Raw genomic sequence first — 16,879 nt, forward strand, 5'->3', positions numbered from 1 at the left:
ATAAAGAACGGCCCTCGGCAGGGATTGCAGTCCCGACCGAGGGCCTCACCAGCAGGAAGGCAACACTTCCCATGGCTGAACAAGACCCTAGCGCGCCCGCACTGTTCGACATCAGCGCCCTCACACCCACCGCGCCGTCCTTCATGGACCTCGAGAACTCCGAGTACGCCTACATGTTCGGCTTTCTGCAAGCTGACGGCCACCTCAGCGAACAGACACGCAACCGGGGGCGACTGACCGTCGAGCTCAACGTGCGCGACATCCACATCCTCGACGAGTTCCAGCGCTTGACCCCCTACAACAGCAGCATCAAGGAACGCACCCGGTCCACGAACATCACGATGAGCCACCACTCGGCCATCTGGGCCCTGTCCGCGCTGGAGGCACGCACCGTCCTGAACCGGCTCGGCCTCCCGTACGGCAAGAAGTCAAAGAAGATCACGCCACCTCGCGTGCCCTTCTCCCGCCGTGACTACCTCCGTGGCGTGATCGACGCGGACGGCTCGGTCGGCTTCACCGGTCAGGGCCTCCCGTTCGTCTCCCTCACCACAGCAAGCACTGCTATCGGCGCGTACCTGTGCCACTACGCGAAGAAGGTCACCGGCGCCGAACGCCGGATCAAGCGGAACACACGTGACGGGATCCACAACGTCCTGTACACGAATGAGGCGGCCGTCCAACTGGCCGCGCACCTCTACTACCCCGGATGCCTCGCCCTGGAGCGCAAGAAGAGCGCCACCGCATCCCTCACCGAGTGGGTGCGCCCTGCCGGGATGAAGGTTCGGCCTCCGCGGAAGCCTTGGACCGCCGAAGAAGACCGCATCCTGCTCGCCGCGCCGACTCTGGCTCACGCCGCCGCAGAACTGAGCCGGTCCCAGAGCAGCTGCCAGGTGCGACGGTGGCGCCTGGTCAACGGCATCAAGCCGAATCCGCGCGGCTACTAGGGCACAGCCGTACGGCCCCCGGCACGACGTGCCGGGGGCCGTACGGCGCTCACGGGCGTCAGCCCTTCACACAGACGACCTGCTTCAGCTGCGCGACCACCTCGACCAGGTCCCGCTGCTGTTCCATCACCCGCTCGATCGGTTTGTAAGCGCCGGGGATCTCATCCACGACACCGGAGTCCTTGCGGCACTCCACGCCTCGCGTCTGCTCCTCCAGGTCCCGCACCGTGAAGCGGCGCTTCGCCTCGCTCCGGCTCATCCGCCGCCCCGCACCGTGCGACGCGGAGTTGAAGGCCTTCTCGTTGCCGAGGCCCTTCACGATGAACGAGCTGGTGCCCATGGAGCCCGGGATGATTCCGAGCTCCCCTGATCCGGCCCGGATCGCGCCCTTCCGCGTGACCAGCAGGTCCATTCCTTCGTACCGCTCCTCCGCCACGTAGTTGTGATGGCAGGAGATCACCGATTCGAAGGTCACCTTCGCCTTGCGGAACTCCCGACGAAGGACCTCCTGGAAGAGCGCCATCATGACGGCGCGGTTGTACTTGGCATACTCCTGAGCCCAGTGGAGGTCGTTCCGATAGGCCGCCATCTGCGGGGTGTCGGCGACGAACACCGCGAGGTCCCTGTCCACCAAGCCCTGGTTGTGCGGCAGTTTCTGCGCCTCACCGATGTGGTACTCGGCAAGTTCCTTACCGATGTTTCGCGATCCGGAGTGAAGGACAAGCCACACTTCACCCTGCATGCTTATGCAGACTTCCGCATAGTGATTCCCCCCGCCGAGTGTGCCCATCTGTTGTGCCGCCCGTTCACGACGGAACTTCACCGGGTCTGCGACCGTATCGAACCGCGACCAGAACTCCCCCCACCCCGCCGTCGGGAACTGGTACAGCCTCTTCGGGTCCACCTCCGTGCGGTGCAGGCCCCGGCCCACCGGGATCGCCTGCTCGATCTTCGAGCGGAGGCGGGACAGGTCGCCCGGCAGGTCGTTCGCCGTCAGGGAGGTCTTGACCGCCGACATCCCACAGCCGATGTCCACACCGACCGCCGCCGGACAGACCGCGCCCTGCATCGCGATCACCGAACCGACGGTCGCCCCCTTGCCGTAGTGCACGTCCGGCATCACGGCCAGGCCCTTGATCCACGGCAGCGTCGCCACGTTCTGCAGCTGCTGCATCGCGCCGCCCTCGACCGTGGCGGGGTCGGCCCACATCCGGATCGGTACCTTCGCTCCCGGCACCTCGACGTACGACATACTCCCTCGATTCCCCCGAAAAGTCTGATAACGCAAAAACTGGAGCCAAAGCCCGTACAGGTGACAGCGGACCGGCATCAACAGCTGCGTGTGCGATAGACATTGTGTCCATCGGCCGGGTTCGCGCGGCAAACAGTTTTCGGGAAAGTCTTCGGGAGAAGGGAGCCTGGGACCGTGCAGCGAAAGAGGTACGCCCCCGGCCGCACCGGGTCCGCGGCTCGCACCGCCGTCGCCCTCACCCTGGGCCTCGGCCTGGGCATCGGCCTCACCGGTTGTTCCGGCGGGACCCCGGCCGACGACATCGCCGTCGACGCCAAGGCGGGCCCCGCCGCGCCCGTCGCACCCCCGGGCCGCTACCGCACCCTCTTCGAGCCCTGCGGCTCCGTCCCGCAGGCCGCACTCAAGGACATGCTCCCGGGCGCCGCCGCGCTGCCCGACCCCGAGCGGGGCAAGGCCTACCGCGGCGCCGCCGCCGTCACGTACGACACCGACCGGCGCGTCGGCTGCACGTGGAAGGCCGACACCCCCGACACCTCGCACCGCCTCGTCCTCGACGTCGAGCGGGTCGTCTCGTACGACACCGCCGTCAGCGACGACGACCGGGCGCAGGAGGTGTACGTCCGCAAGCAGCTCGCGGCGGGCATCGCCCTGCCCGTGACACCGCCGCCCACCACGCCCCCGGCGTCACCGGGCACGGGCGGGGACGCGGGGACGGGTACGGGCGGGCCCGGCCAGACCTCCCCCGGCAGCACCCCCTCGGGCAAGGCCCCCGCCGACGCCGGGACGGCGAACGTCACGGCGAACGCCGCCAAGGCCAGCCCGGGCGCCTCGGGCGCTCCGAGCGCCCCCGCCGACACCTCCCCCGGCACCCCCACCCCCACCGTCGACCCCACCGGCCTCGAACCCCGCGTCCTCGAAGGCCTCGGTGACATCGCGTACCTCGACGACGTCCTCAGCGCGGTCGGCACGAACGGCCATCAGCGTGCCATCAGCGTGGTGTTCCGCACATCCAACGTCATCGTGACCGTCTCCTACCGGGAGCAGACCAACGGTTCCGCGGAGGCCCCGGACAGCAGGGAACTGCAGGAAAAGGCCCGGAACCTGGCCCGGCTGCTCGCCGAAAGGCTGGAGGAGTAGCCGTTCGCCTCCGATCCGTGAGCGGACGACGACCACGTAACGTGTCGGCGTACCCGTGGCCCCACGCCGTGGCCGTACCCGACCCACGCCGGACCAGTACGACAAGCGACTGAAGGAACCATGCAGCGAACCGCCCCGCGACTCACCCGCATACTCGCCTGCGCCGCCGTCCCGGTGATGCTCGTCGTCGCCGGCTGCTCCTCGGACTCCGGCGACTCCGGCGGTGCCGGTTCGACGGGGGCGAAGGACAAGTCCTCCGCGTCGGCCACCGTGACCCCGACGCCCTCGCAGACGACGAAGACGGTCGAGCCGGCGAAGTTCGCGGAGCTGCCCCAGGCCTGCAAGGCGATCACCGCCAAGACCGTCGCCGCCCTGGTTCCCAAGGCGAAGACGAAGGGCGGCACCCCCGCCCCTTCCAGCGACCTCACCAGCCGCAGCGGCTGCTCGTGGAACGGTCTGGAGGACAAGGGCGTGAAGGGCTCGCAGTACCGCTGGCTCGACGTGTCCTTCTACCGGTACGAGTCGGACCTCTCCCTCGGCAGCGGCCAGGAGCGCGCCCAGGAGAACTTCGCCAAGGAGCTCGGCAAGGTCCAGCAGACCGAGGGCGCCAAGAAGCTCCGCACCCTCTCCGCCCCGGGCATCGGCGAGGAGTCGAAGGCCGTCACGTACCAGCTGCGGAAGACGAACGAGGACTTCGTCTACACCTCCGTGGTGGCGCGCACGGGCAACGTGCTGGTGCTGCTCTCCTACAACGGCGCCGGTTACGCGGGTGCCGCCGCCCCGAGCGAGACGTCGATCATCAACGGCGCGGCGACGGCGGCCAAGGAGGCCGTGGCGGCGGTCGCGGCTGCCAACAAGTAGTCACAAAACAGCGCAGACAGGCCCGTCGGCGCGGAGCCCGTCCCTCCCCCGAGGGCCGGGCTCCGCGCCCATGTGCCACTCTGTGCGCGCGGGATGTCGTTTGACGGGAGGGGATCGCGGGTGGCCGCGATGCAGCTGACACGCACACACCGAATACTCATCGGCCTCGTCATCGCCGGTGCGCTGATCATCGCGGGGATCGGTTTCGCGGGTTCGTACGCCGCCGTGCGGGAGCTCGCGCTGCAGAAGGGCTTCGGCACCTTCTCGTACTTCTTCCCGATCGGCATCGACGCGGGTATCTGTGTGCTGCTCGCCCTCGATCTGCTCCTGACCTGGCTCCGCATCCCGTTCCCGCTGCTCCGTCAGACGGCGTGGGTGCTGACGGCGGCGACGATCGCCTTCAACGGTGCGGCCGCGTGGCCGGACCCGCTGGGTGTCGGGATGCACGCGGTGATCCCGGTGCTGTTCGTGGTGGCCGTCGAGGCGGCGCGGCACGCCGTGGGCCGGATCGCGGACATCACGGCGGACAAGCACATGGAGGGTGTGCGGCTGACGCGTTGGCTGCTCTCCCCGGTGCCGACGTTCCGGCTGTGGCGCCGGATGAAGCTGTGGGAGCTGCGGTCGTACGAGCAGGTCATCAAGCTGGAGCAGGAGCGGCTGATCTACCAGGCGCGGCTCCAGGCGCGGTACGGCCGTAGCTGGCGCCGGAAGGCGCCGGTGGAGGCTCTGATGCCGCTGCGGCTCGCGCGGTACGGGGTGCCGCTGGCGGAGACAGCCGCGGCGGGTCTGGCGGCGGCGGGCATCGAGCCGGCCCTGTTGCCGCCGCAGCCGCAGGCACCGGCGCAGCAGCTGCCCCAGCAGGCGCAGTCTCATCTGCAGCCCCAGTTGCAGGCTGCGGGGCAGGTGCCGCAGCAGCAGCTGCCGCACCCGGGTCTTGCGCAGGGGGAGGCGCCGGTCGGACCCGTGAACCACGAGAGCCCGTGGTTCCAGGCCCCGCAGCTGCCGTCGGAGGCGCATGAGACGGCGTACGCCCCTCAGTTCGTCGAGGGCCTGGAGCCCACTCCGGTGGCCGTTCCGCTCGGCCCGGACGACCTGCCGGTCCCGGACCCGCGCCAGGAGCAGGGCGCCGAGGCGTTCCAGCCGTACCCGGAGTACGTCGAGGAGCTCCCGTCCGAGGAGCCCCCGGTGGACGACTTCAGGGAGGCCGCTTACAAGATCACGCGGTCGTACGCGGAGGAGAACCGGCAGTTCATCGAGAACGCGGAGCTTCAGCAGCGGCTCGCCGAGCACTACGGCCTGGCCGAGTTCCCTGACACGCACGTCGATCTGCTGAACCAGCTGGTCCCGGAGATCCAGGACCGTGTCCAGCAGGAGATGCAGGAGATGGCCGAGCACGACCCCGCCTGACCGTCCCGACGACGCAGGGCGCCGCACGCGACATGTGAAAGGGCCGCCACCCGGATCCGGGTGGCGGCCCTTTCACATGCTCACGTCACAGGCGCACGCTCAGGCGCCGAGCAGCTTCCTGACGCGGTCCGCGCCCACCGCGAGCAGCAGGGTGGGCAGTCGCGGTCCGGTCTCGCGGCTGACCAGGAGCTTGTACAGCAGGGCGAAGAAGGCGCGCTGTGCGAGCTTCAGCTCGGGGGTCGGCTTGGCTTCCGGGTCGAGGCCGGCCAGGACCTTCGGGACGCCGTAGACGAGGGTGGTGAGCCCGTCGAGCGACCAGTGGGTGTCGAGGCCCGCCAGGAGGAGGCGGAGCGACTCGCGGCCCTCGTCGTCGAGGGAGCCGAGCAGCTCGGTGTCGGGCTCCTCGCGGACGATGGTGCGCTGGTCGGCCGGGACCTGGTTGGTGATCCAGTTCTCGGCGCGGTCCAGGCGCGGGCGGACCTCGTCGAGGGAGGTGACCGGGTTCTCCGGGTCGAGCTCGGTGAGGATCCGCAGGGTCTGCTCGTCGTGGCCGGCGGTGATGTCCATGACGGAGGCGAGCGTGCGGTACGGGAGCGGGCGCGGGGTGCGCGGCAGCTCGCCGGCGGCGGTGCGGGCGGCGCGGGTGTACGCGGCGGCGTCGGCGGGCAGCACGGTGCCGTCGGCGACCTTGGCCTCCAGCTTGTCCCACTCGTCGTAGAGCCGCTGGATCTCCTGGTCGAAGGCGATCTTGAACGACTGGTTGGGGCGGCGGCGGGCGTAGAGCCAGCGCAGCAGCGGCGCTTCCATGATCTTCAGCGCGTCGGCGGCGGTGGGGACGCCACCACGTGAGGAGGACATCTTGGCCATGCCGCTGATGCCGACGAAGGCGTACATCGGGCCGATCGGCTGGACGCCGTCGAAGATCTCGCGGACGATCTGGCCGCCGACGACGAAGGACGAGCCGGGCGAGGAGTGGTCGACGCCGGAGGGCTCGAAGATGACGCCCTCGTAGGCCCAGCGCATGGGCCAGTCGACCTTCCAGACCAGCTTGCCGCGGTTGAACTCGCTGAGCTTCACGGTCTCGGCGAAGCCGCAGTTCGTGCAGGTGTAGGCCAGCTCGGTGGTCTCGTCGTCGTACGCGGTGACGGTCGTCAGGTCCTTCTCGCACCGGCCGCAGTACGGCTTGTACGGGAAGTAGCCCGAGGCACCGCCGGAGCCGTCGTCCTCGCCGGCCGCGCCGGAGCCTTCCTCGGCCTCCAGCTCGGCCTCGTCGACCGGCTTCTGCGACTGCTTCTTCGGCGCCTTCTTCGTCCGGTACTGGTCGAGGATGGCGTCGATGTCACCGCGGTGCTTCATGGCGTGCAGGATCTGCTCGCGGTAGGTGCCGGCGGTGTACTGCTCGGTCTGGCTGATGGGGTCGTACTCGACGCCCAGCTCGGCCAGCGACTCGACCATGGCGGCCTTGAAGTGCTCGGCCCAGTTGGGGTGGGGGGAGCCGGCGGGGGCCGGGACGGAGGTCAGCGGCTTGCCGATGTGCTCGGCCCAGGACGCGTCGATGCCCTCGATGCCGTTGGGCACCTTGCGGTAGCGGTCGTAGTCGTCCCAGGAGATGAGGTGCCTGACCTCGTGTCCGCGGCGGCGGATCTCGTCGGCGACCAGGTGCGGGGTCATGACCTCGCGGAGGTTGCCCAGGTGGATCGGGCCCGACGGGGAGAGTCCGGAGGCGACGACGACCGGTTTGCCAGGCGCACGTCGCTCCGACTCGGCGATGACCTCGTCCGCGAAACGGGAGACCCAGTCGGTCTCGGTGCTGCTCTGAGCCACGGTCGGTACGTCCTTCTTCCTGAGGGGGTGCTGCCTGACGGCCCTACGTGAGCCATTCTCCCAGACGGAAGAGCGCACTCCGAGGTTGTCCACAGCCGGAGATCGCGTGCGGCCCGCCGTTGTCCACAGGCGGGGAAACCTCGTTGCGCTCCCATGGGACACTTGACAGGCGATTCAGACGTACCGAACTCACCGAACTCAACAGGAACGGAAGCTCATGGCCTCGGTCCCTTCCCTCGCTTCGACCGTGCAGCAGCGCCTCGCGGACGGCCTCTCGGCAGCTCTGCCGGACGCCGCGTCCGCCGACCCGCTGCTCCGACGAAGCGACCGGGCCGACTTCCAGGCCAACGGCATCCTGGCGCTGGCCAAGCAGCTCAAGGGCAACCCGCGTGAGCTGGCGACCCGGGTCGTCGCCGCGATCCCGGAGAACGACGTGCTGGCGGAGATCGAGGTCTCGGGTCCCGGCTTCCTGAACATCACGGTCACCGACGCGGCGATCGTGCGGACGCTCGCGGCCCGCGCCGCCGACGCCCGGCTCGGCGTGCCGTTCAACGAGTCGGCCGGCACGACGGTCATCGACTACGCCCAGCCGAACGTGGCGAAGGAGATGCACGTCGGTCACCTGCGCTCCGCCGTGATCGGCGCCGCGATGGTGGAGATCCTGGAGTTCACCGGCGAGAGCGTGGTCCGGCGCCACCACATCGGCGACTGGGGCACCCAGTTCGGCATGCTCATCCAGTTCCTGATCGAGCACCCGCACGAGCTGGACCACCAGGCCGAGGACGGCGCCGAGGTCTCCGGTGAGGAGGCCATGTCGAACCTGAACCGGCTGTACAAGGCCTCGCGTGCCCTCTTCGACTCCGACGAGGAGTTCAAGACGCGGGCCCGGGCGCGCGTCGTCGACCTGCAGGCCGGTGACGAGGAGACCCTCGCGCTGTGGCAGCGGTTCGTGGACGAGTCGAAGATCTACTTCTACTCGGTCTTCGACAAGCTCGACATGGACATCCGGGACGCCGACGTCGTGGGCGAGTCCGGCTACAACGAGATGCTGACGGAGACCTGCCGCATCCTGGAGGAGTCGGGCGTCGCCGTCCGCTCCGAGGGCGCGCTCTGTGTCTTCTTCGACGACGTGAAGGGCCCGGACGGCAATCCGACCCCGCTGATCGTCCAGAAGTCCGACGGTGGCTTCGGGTACGCGGCGACGGACCTGTCGGCGATCCGGGACCGGGTGCAGAGCCTGAAGGCGACGACCCTGCTGTACGTGGTCGACGCCCGCCAGTCGCTGCACTTCAAGATGGTCTTCGAGACGGCCCGCCGGGCCGGCTGGCTGAACGAGGACGTGAAGGCCGTCCAGCTGGCCTTCGGCACGGTCCTGGGCAAGGACGGCAAGCCGTTCAAGACCCGTGAGGGCGAGACGGTGCGGCTGGTGGACCTGCTGGACGAGGCCGTGGAGCGGGCCACGTCGGTCGTGCGCGAGAAGGAGGAGGACTTCCGCGCGAAGACCGGGGAGACGCTCCTGACCGAGTCGGAGATCGTCGAGAACGGCCAGTACGTGGGCATCGGCGCGGTGAAGTACGCCGACCTGTCGACGTCGGCGGCGCGTGACTACAAGTTCGACCTGGACCAGATGGTCTCGCTGAACGGCGACACCTCGGTGTACCTGCAGTACGCGTACGCGCGGATCAACTCGATCTTCGGGAAGGCCGGCGACCGCAAGCCGCTCGCCCACCCGGAGCTGGAGCTGGCGCCGGCCGAGCGTGCGCTCGGTCTGCACCTGGACCAGTTCGGCGAGGTGATCTCGGAGGCGGCCACGGAGTACGCCCCGCACAAGCTGGCCGCGTACCTGTACCAGCTGGCGTCGCTGTACACGACGTTCTACTCGGAGTGCCCGGTCATCAAGCCCGCGCCGGCGCAGGACGTCGCGGAGAACCGGCTCTTCCTCTGCGAGCTGACCGCGCGCACGCTCCACCAGGGCATGGCGCTGCTCGGCATCAGGACGCCCGAGCGCCTCTGAGGCCTCGGAGGCGGAGCCCCCGGCGCGGTTCACCGCCCGGGGGCTCCGTCGTCAGCGGAGGCTGTGCGAGGTCCTGCCCGAGACCTCGTCGATCTCCGTGTGGGCCTTCTGGAGCAGCTGGGAGGCCAGGTCCATCAGGGCCCGCGCGCCGGCGATCTCCTCGCCGACCCGTAGCTGGTCCGGGTCGGAGGGGTGCCGGTTCGCGGTGCCGTGGGCCCGGAACTCGGTGCCGTCGGTGAGCCGGACCATGGCAGCGGCCCTCGTCCGGTCGCCTTCCTCCTGGAACTCCATCTCCACGTGCCATCCGACAAGCGTGTGCATCATGAGGACCACCTCCAGCGAGGTACCTGTCGGCTACCTCTCCAGGGTGCGCCGCCCGGTGCCGCCCCACCACTCGCCCGGTTGTCAGTGGCACCCCGTACGTTCGCGGCATGGCGATGATCCCGAACCAGCTTCCCCGGCTCGTGTCCGATCCGACCGGCCGTTCCCTCGGCCTCGACCTGCCGCCCGGCGCGCTCGCGGGCCCGGTGGACGACCCGTATCTCTGGTCGGGGCGCGAGGCGGCGGGGCCAAAGGCCTGGCGGGCGCTGCGTCCGGCGGCGCGTACGGCGGGGCTGCTGCCGGTCCTGCTGGGCGGCAAGTGGGACCTGGACAGGTGGGAGCTGGAGCCGGGGCGGATGAGCGACCCGGCGGACCACGATGCCGAGGAGGTCCTCGCCGAGTTCTGGGAGGCGAACGCCTCCGATGAGCTGCCCGGGGCGGGCGACTGGCCGGGGTTGGCTCCGGCGCTGCCCTGCGACACGGATCCCGACGGGGCGGCGGCCGCGGTCGCCGAGATGCTGACGGAGCCGGGGTTCTGGCTGGAGGACGCGCGCCCGGCGCTGGTTCCGGCGCGGCGCAGCGCGGACATACCGGCGGTCATCGGCTGGGGCGGGCCCCTGAACCACGAGAACGACGTGGCCCGGCTGTGCGCGGTGCTGCGCTCCTGGGAGGACCGTTTCGGCGCCCGGGTCGTGGCGCTCACCTTCGACCAGCTGGTGGTGTCGGTGGCGGCGCCGCCGCGCACGGCCGAGGAGGCCGAGGCGGTGGCGAGGGAGCACTTCGCGTTCTGCCCGGACAGCATCACGCAGGGCCACCACGACACCCTGCGGGACTACGCCCGCAAGGGCCTGGTGGACACCCCCGTCTGGACCTTCTGGTGGGACTAGCCGCGGCGGCCGGGGGCCTCACGCGGCCGTGCCCGGCGGCCGGAGCGGGCGGACCCGGCCCGGGACCTCACCCGGTGACCGGGTCGGCCGGACCCGGCCCCCGGCTCCCCGTCTACCCCCGCCCGGCGGCCAGCTTCTGCGCGACCTCGGTGGCCCAGTAGGTCAGGATCATCTGCGCCCCGGCCCGCCGGATGCCGGTCAGGGTCTCGAAGATCGCCCGGTCGCGGTCGATCCAGCCCTTCTCGGCGGCGGCCTCGACCATCGCGTACTCACCGCTGATCTGGTAAGCGGCGACCGGCACGTCCACGGTCTCGGCGACCTTCGCGAGCACGTCCAGGTACGGCCCGGCGGGCTTCACCATGACCATGTCGGCGCCCTCCTCCAGGTCGAGCGCGAGCTCGCGCATCGACTCGCGGAGGTTCGCGGGGTCCTGCTGGTAGGTCTTGCGGTCGCCCTGGAGGGAGGAGCCGACGGCCTCGCGGAAGGGGCCGTAGAAGGCGGAGGAGTACTTCGCGGTGTACGCGAGGATCGACACGTCCTCCTTGTCGATGGTGTCCAGGGCGTCACGGATCACGCCGACCTGGCCGTCCATCATCCCGGAGGGGCCGACGACGTGGACGCCGGCGTCCGCCTGGACCTGGGCCATCTCGGCGTAACGTTCCAGCGTGGCGTCGTTGTCGACGCGGCCGTCGGCGTCCAGGACGCCGCAGTGCCCGTGGTCGGTGTACTCGTCGAGGCACAGGTCCGACATGATGACCAGCTCGTCGCCGACCTCGGCCCGCACGTCGCGGATCGCGACCTGGAGGATCCCCTCGGGGTCCGTGCCCGCGCTGCCGGCGGCGTCCTTCTTGGCGTCCTCGGGCACGCCGAAGAGCATGATCCCGGAGACCCCGGCCTCCAGCGCCTCGACCGCGGCCTTCCGCAGGGTGTCGCGGCTGTGCTGGACGACTCCGGGCATGGCCTGGATCGGCACGGGCTCGGTGATCCCCTCGCGCACGAACGCGGGGAGGATCAGATCGGCGGGATGCAGCCGCGTCTCGGCCACCATCCGGCGCATGGCGGGCGTCGTCCGCAGCCGCCTCGGCCGCGCCCCGGGAAAGGATCCGTACGAGTTCATAGCCCGAGGCTACGCCCGAACAAACAGTGGTTTTACCGACAGAGTGTTGCCGCCACATCACCCGGCCCGACCACTCCTGCCCGGCCGCTCCTGCCCGGCCGCTCCTGCCCGGTCTCTCCCGCCCGGCCGCTCCTGCCCGGCCACTCCCGCCCCGTCACTCCCACCCGGTCACTCCCACCCGGTCACCCAGCCCCGTCTCTCCCACCCGGCCACCCCACCCCACCCCACCCCGCCCCGCACACGCAGAAGGGCGGGACCCGAAAAAGGTCCCGCCCTCCCAGCGCACGCGCCGCCACCTCCGGCGGCACCGCGCCGCTACGTCGTACGACGCCTCCGCGCCCCCGGCCGCCGCTCGCTCGGCCGCGTCACCGGATCGCCCGCCTCGAGGGCCGACTCACGGCGCCGCAGCCCGAAGTCCGCGAGCGCCTCGGCGAGCTTGTGCACCGAAGGCTCGGGCGACAGCACGTCCACCCGCAGCCCGTGCTCCTCGGCCGTCTTGGCCGTGGCGGGACCGATGCACGCGATGACGGTCACGTTGTGCGGCTTCCCGGCGATGCCCACCAGGTTCCGCACCGTCGAGGAGGACGTGAAGAGCACGGCGTCGAAGCCGCCGCCCTTGATCGCCTCGCGGGTGTCCGCCGGCGGCGGCGAAGCCCGTACGGTGCGGTACGCGGTGACGTCGTCGACCTCCCACCCGAGCTCGATGAGGCCCGCGACCAGCGTCTCGGTCGCGATGTCGGCCCGCGGCAGGAAGACGCGGTCGATCGGGTCGAAGACCGGGTCGTACGGCGGCCAGTCCTCCAGGAGACCGGCGGCCGACTGCTCACCGCTGGGCACCAGGTCCGGCTTCACACCGAAGTCGACCAGCGCGGCGGCCGTCTGCTCGCCCACCGCCGCGACCTTGATCCCGGCGAAGGCACGCGCGTCGAGCCCGTACTCCTCGAACTTCTCCCGCACCGCCTTGACCGCGTTGACCGAGGTGAAGGCGATCCACTCGTAGCGCCCGGTGACCAGACCCTTGACGGCCCGCTCCATCTGCTGCGGGGTGCGCGGCGGCTCGACGGCGATGGTCGGCACCTCGTGCGGCACCGCGCCGTACGAACGCAGCTGGTCGGAGAGCGACGCGGCCTGCTCCTTGGTGCGCGGCACGAGCACCCGCCACCCGAAGAGCGGCTTCGACTCGAACCACGACAGCTGGTCCCGCTGCGCCGGGGCGCTGCGCTCGCCGACCACGGCTATGACCGGGCGGTGGCCCTCGGGCGAGGGAAGGATCTTGCCCTGCTTGAAGACCTGGGCGATGGTGCCGAGGGTGGCGTTCCAGGTCCGCTGCCGGGTGGTCGTACCGGCGATGGTGACCGTGAGCGGGGTGTCCGGCTTACGGCCTGCCGCCACCAGCTCACCGGCCGCCGCGGCGACCGAGTCCAGGGACGTGGAGACGACGACGGTGCCGTCGGAGGCACCGACCTCGGTCCAGCACCGTTCGTCGGCGGTACGGGCGTCGACGAAGCGCACGTCCGTGCCCTGCGCGTCGCGCAGCGGGACACCGGCGTACGCGGGGACGCCGACGGCCGTGGCCACGCCGGGCACGACCTCGAAGGGGATGCCCTCGGCGGCGCAGGCGAGCATCTCGGCCCCCGCGTTCCCGTCGAGGCCGGGGTCGCCGGTCACCGCACGGACGACCCGCCTGCCGCCCCTCGCGGCCTCCATGACAAGATTGGCCGCATCCCTCAACACGGGGACACCGGCGGTTGTTGACGCCTCGTCAACAACCGTCAGCTCAGGCGTGCTCACCCCCACCCGCGCATGGCCACGAACGACCTCGAGCACCTCCGGCTCGGCGATCAGGACATCCGCTCCGGCGAGGGCCTCGACGGCCCTGAGGGTCAGGAGTCCGGGGTCACCCGGGCCTGCGCCGAGGAATGTGACGTGCCCATGGCCCGCGAAGGCCGGGGACAGCGGGCTGGTGGTCGGGCTGGCGGGGTTCAAAGTGCTCGCTCCCCCATAAGACCGGCCGCACCCTTGGCGAGCATCTCGTCCGCGAGTTCGCGTCCGAGCGCCATGGCCTCGTCGTGCGAGGTGGGTACGGGTCCGGTGGTGGACAGCTGCACCAGCGTCGAGCCGTCGGTGGTGCCGACGACGCCGCGCAGGCGCATCTCGGTGGCAACCTGCCCGTGACCGGGGTCGTCGGCCAGCAGGTCGGCCAGCGCACCCACAGGTGCGGAGCAGCCGGCCTCCAGGGCGGCGAGCAGGGATCGCTCGGCGGTCACGGCGGCCCGCGTGTGCGGGTCGTCGAGCGCGGCGAGCGTGGCGACGAGCTCGGCGTCGGACGCCGGGCACTCGATCGCCAGGGCCCCCTGGCCGGGGGCGGGCAGCACGGAGTCGACCGACAGGTGGTCGAGCGACAGGGAGCCGGTGAGCTCCTCCGTACGGCCGATGCGGTTGAGGCCGGCCGCGGCGAGGACCACGGCGTCCAGCTCACCGCTGCGCACGTAGCCGACCCGGGTGTCGATGTTCCCCCGGATCGGGACGCAGGTGAGCTCCAGGCCGTGGCTGCGCGCGTACGCGTGGAGCTGGGCCATGCGGCGCGGCGAGCCGGTGCCGACCCGGGCGCCCTTGGGCAGCCGGTCGAGCGTCAGTCCGTCGCGGGCGATCAGTACGTCGCGCGGGTCCTCGCGCCGCGGGATCGCGGCCAGCACCAGGTCGGGGTGCTGGGCGGTCGGCAGGTCCTTCAGGGAATGGACGGCGAAGTCCACCTCGCCGGCGAGCAGCGCGTCACGGAGGGCGGCGACGAAGACGCCGGTGCCGCCGATCTGCGCGAGGTGCTCCCGGGAGGTGTCCCCGTACGTCGTGATCTCCACGAGCTCGACGGGCCGGCCGGTCAGCTGCCGGACGGCGTCGGCCACGTGCCCGGACTGGGCCATGGCGAGCTTGCTGCGCCTGGTCCCGAGCCTCAGTGCCCTCTCGGTCATACTCGCCCTCGGTTCTTGACGTCGGCGTCATTCAGGTCGGCCCGGCTGACAGAAGCCACCGTCTCCGGGTCGAGGTCGAAGAGTGTCCGCAGCGCGTCCGCGTACCCGGCACCGCCGGGCTCGCTGGCCAGCTGCTTGACCCGCACGGTCGGCGCGTGCAGGAGCTTGTCGACCACCCGGCGCACGGTCTGGGTGATCTCGGCGCGCTGCTTGTCGTCGAGGTCGGGCAGCCGGCCCTCCAGCCGGGCGACCTCGACGGCCACCACGTCGGCGGCCATGGTGCGCAGGGCGACGACGGTGGGGGTGATGTGGGCGGCGCGCTGGGCGGCTCCGAAGGCGGCCACCTCGTCGGAGACGATGCCGCGCACCTGGTCGACGTCGGCGGCCATGGGGGCGTCGGCGGAGGCCTCGGCGAGCGACTCGATGTCGACGAGCCGGACTCCGGGGACCCGGTGGGCGGCGGCGTCGATGTCGCGGGGCATGGCGAGGTCGAGCAGGGCGAGGGGGGTGCGGCGGCCGCGTACGGCGGTCTCGACGTCCTCGCCGGTGAGGACGAGTCCGGTGGCGCCGGTGCAGGAGACGACGACGTCGGCACGTGTCAGTTCGTCGCCGACGGCAACCATCTCGACCGCGTGCGCGGCCACGCCCGTTCCGCCGGGCTCGTTCAGGATCTGCGCGAGGCGCTCGGCGCGGGCCAGGGTGCGGTTGGCGATGACGATCTCGGAGACGCCGGAGCGCGCGAGCGTCGCGGCGGCGAGCGAGGACATCGAGCCGGCGCCGATGACGAGCGCCTTCTTGCCCTTGGCCCAGGTGTCGACGTCGGTGCCGTCGGCCAGCTGTTCCAGGCCGAAGGTGACGAGCGACTGCCCGGCGCGGTCGATGCCGGTCTCGCTGTGCGCGCGCTTGCCGACCCTGAGGGCCTGCTGGAACAGGTCGTTGAGGAGGCGTCCCGCGGTGTGCAGGTCCTGTCCGAGGGCGAGGGCGTCCTTGATCTGGCCGAGGATCTGGCCCTCGCCGACGACCATGGAGTCGAGCCCGCAGGCCACCGAGAAGAGGTGGTGGACGGCCCGGTCCTCATAGTGCACGTAGAGATAGGGGGTGAGCTCGTCCAGGCCGACGCCGCTGTGCTGGGCGAGGAGCGTGGACAGCTCGGCGACGCCGGCGTGGAACTTGTCCACGTCGGCGTAGAGCTCGATGCGGTTGCAGGTGGCCAGGACGGTGCCCTCGGCGGCCGGTTCGGCGGCGAGGGTGTCCTGGAGCAGCTTGGCCTGGGTGTCCGCCGCGAGTGCGGCCCGCTCCAGGATGGAGACGGGGGCGCTGCGGTGGCTGAGGCCGACGACGAGGAGGCTCATGCCGGCATCACGGCGGGGACGTCCCCGTCGGGTCCCTTGCGGGTGGTGGCGCGGGGGGCCGGCGGCGCGGCGGCCGGGGCGGGCTCCGCCTCGGCGGTGTCCGTGCCGGTCTCGGCGTTCGACTCCTCGCCGGCCTTCCGCTGCTCGTGGAAGGCGAGGATCTGCAGCTCGATGGAGAGGTCGACCTTGCGGACGTCCACACCGTCGGGCACGGAGAGCACGGTCGGGGCGAAGTTCAGGATGGAGGTGACTCCGGCGGCCACGAGCCGGTCGCAGACCTGCTGGGCGACGCCGGCCGGGGTCGCGATGACGCCGATGGAGACGCCGTCCTCCTCGATGATCTTCTCGAGGTCGTCGCTGTGCTGGACGGGGATCCCGGCGACCGGCCTGCCGGTCATGGCGGGGTCGGCGTCGATCAGCGCGGCCACGCGGAAACCCCGGGAGGCGAAGCCGCCGTAGCCGGCGAGCGCGGCGCCGAGGTTGCCGATGCCGACGATGACGACGGGCCAGTCCTGGGTGAGGCCCAGCTCGCGGGAGATCTGGTAGACGAGGTACTCGACGTCGTAGCCGACCCCGCGGGTGCCGTAGGAGCCGAGGTAGCTGAAGTCCTTGCGCAGCTTCGCGGAGTTGACCCCGGCGGCGGCCGCGAGCTCCTCGGAGGAGACCGTGGGTACGGATCGTTCCGAGAGCGCGGTGAGTGCGCGGAGATACAGCGGAAGCCGGGCGACGGTGGCCTCGGGAATTCCTCGGCTACGGGTCGCCGGTCGGTGAGTTCGGCCAGTTGCCACGGTGCT

14 protein-coding genes are annotated in these 16,879 nt (G+C 71.0%); 6 read left to right on the forward strand and 8 right to left on the reverse strand.

What is annotated here, in order from left to right; translation table 11 throughout:
* Positions 1-71 precede the first annotated feature (71 nt).
* Complete coding sequence (locus ASD33_RS06680; RefSeq protein WP_056554834.1) at positions 72-944, forward strand: hypothetical protein; 873 nt, start codon at positions 72-74, stop codon at positions 942-944.
* A gap of 58 nt (positions 945-1,002) precedes the next feature.
* Here the strand turns inward: ASD33_RS06680 and ASD33_RS06685 are convergent, their stop codons facing one another.
* The gene (locus tag ASD33_RS06685; protein WP_056554838.1) at positions 1,003-2,196 is read right to left on the reverse strand and encodes an RtcB family protein; all 1,194 of its coding nucleotides are present in this window, start codon (positions 2,194-2,196) and stop codon (positions 1,003-1,005) included.
* 174 nt (positions 2,197-2,370) lie between these two features.
* Between ASD33_RS06685 and ASD33_RS06690 the strand changes: the two genes are divergently transcribed.
* The 3 genes from ASD33_RS06690 to ASD33_RS06700 all read left to right on the forward strand — a co-directional run bounded on the left by ASD33_RS06690 (position 2,371) and on the right by ASD33_RS06700 (position 5,601).
* Positions 2,371-3,333, forward strand: a complete 963-nt coding sequence (locus ASD33_RS06690) for a hypothetical protein (RefSeq protein ID WP_107103669.1) — start codon at positions 2,371-2,373, stop codon at positions 3,331-3,333.
* Positions 3,334-3,453: 120 nt separating this feature from the next.
* A complete protein-coding gene (locus tag ASD33_RS06695; RefSeq protein WP_056554840.1) occupies positions 3,454-4,194 on the forward strand; it encodes a DUF3558 family protein in 741 nt (246 codons plus the stop codon).
* A 120-nt stretch (positions 4,195-4,314) separates the two neighbouring features.
* Complete coding sequence (locus ASD33_RS06700) at positions 4,315-5,601, forward strand: DUF2637 domain-containing protein (protein ID WP_056554844.1); 1,287 nt, start codon at positions 4,315-4,317, stop codon at positions 5,599-5,601.
* A gap of 99 nt (positions 5,602-5,700) precedes the next feature.
* Here ASD33_RS06700 and lysS read toward each other — a convergent pair whose 3' ends face one another.
* Positions 5,701-7,425 (reverse strand): lysine--tRNA ligase, encoded by a 1,725-nt coding sequence (gene lysS, locus ASD33_RS06705; RefSeq protein WP_056554847.1) that lies wholly within the window; start codon positions 7,423-7,425, stop codon positions 5,701-5,703.
* A 217-nt stretch (positions 7,426-7,642) separates the two neighbouring features.
* On the opposite strand from lysS, the gene argS reads away from it, so the two are divergent.
* On the forward strand, positions 7,643-9,439 hold the full coding sequence (gene argS, locus ASD33_RS06710) for an arginine--tRNA ligase (protein ID WP_056554850.1): 1,797 nt from the start codon (positions 7,643-7,645) through the stop codon (positions 9,437-9,439).
* Between the two features lie 51 nt (positions 9,440-9,490).
* On the opposite strand, the gene ASD33_RS06715 is transcribed toward argS, so the two are convergent.
* Entirely contained in the window at positions 9,491-9,760 is a 270-nt protein-coding gene (locus ASD33_RS06715) for a DUF1876 domain-containing protein (RefSeq protein WP_056555006.1), read from the reverse strand.
* 110 nt (positions 9,761-9,870) lie between these two features.
* Here ASD33_RS06715 and ASD33_RS06720 point away from each other — a divergent pair, with 110 nt between their 5' ends.
* The gene (locus tag ASD33_RS06720) at positions 9,871-10,647 is read left to right on the forward strand and encodes a DUF4253 domain-containing protein (RefSeq protein ID WP_056554853.1); all 777 of its coding nucleotides are present in this window, start codon (positions 9,871-9,873) and stop codon (positions 10,645-10,647) included.
* A 112-nt stretch (positions 10,648-10,759) separates the two neighbouring features.
* On the opposite strand, the gene hemB is transcribed toward ASD33_RS06720, so the two are convergent.
* The 5 genes from hemB to ASD33_RS06745 form a co-directional block, all read right to left on the reverse strand.
* A complete protein-coding gene (gene hemB / locus ASD33_RS06725; RefSeq protein ID WP_079044609.1) occupies positions 10,760-11,764 on the reverse strand; it encodes a porphobilinogen synthase in 1,005 nt (334 codons plus the stop codon).
* 315 nt (positions 11,765-12,079) lie between these two features.
* On the reverse strand, positions 12,080-13,750 hold the full coding sequence (locus tag ASD33_RS06730; RefSeq protein WP_056554858.1) for a uroporphyrinogen-III synthase: 1,671 nt from the start codon (positions 13,748-13,750) through the stop codon (positions 12,080-12,082).
* Positions 13,747-14,733: a hydroxymethylbilane synthase gene (hemC, locus tag ASD33_RS06735; protein ID WP_056554860.1), complete on the reverse strand. Its 987-nt coding sequence runs from the start codon at positions 14,731-14,733 to the stop codon at positions 13,747-13,749. The genes ASD33_RS06730 and hemC overlap by 4 nt, the downstream gene beginning before the upstream one ends.
* The gene (locus ASD33_RS06740; RefSeq protein WP_056554863.1) at positions 14,730-16,085 is read right to left on the reverse strand and encodes a glutamyl-tRNA reductase; all 1,356 of its coding nucleotides are present in this window, start codon (positions 16,083-16,085) and stop codon (positions 14,730-14,732) included. The genes hemC and ASD33_RS06740 overlap by 4 nt, the downstream gene beginning before the upstream one ends.
* Positions 16,082-16,873: a redox-sensing transcriptional repressor Rex gene (locus ASD33_RS06745; RefSeq protein ID WP_056554868.1), complete on the reverse strand. Its 792-nt coding sequence runs from the start codon at positions 16,871-16,873 to the stop codon at positions 16,082-16,084. The genes ASD33_RS06740 and ASD33_RS06745 overlap by 4 nt, the downstream gene beginning before the upstream one ends.
* Between the last annotated feature and the right edge of the window lie 6 nt (positions 16,874-16,879).

The organism is Streptomyces sp. Root1304 (assembly GCF_001426405.1).
GTDB lineage: Bacteria > Actinomycetota > Actinomycetes > Streptomycetales > Streptomycetaceae > Streptomyces.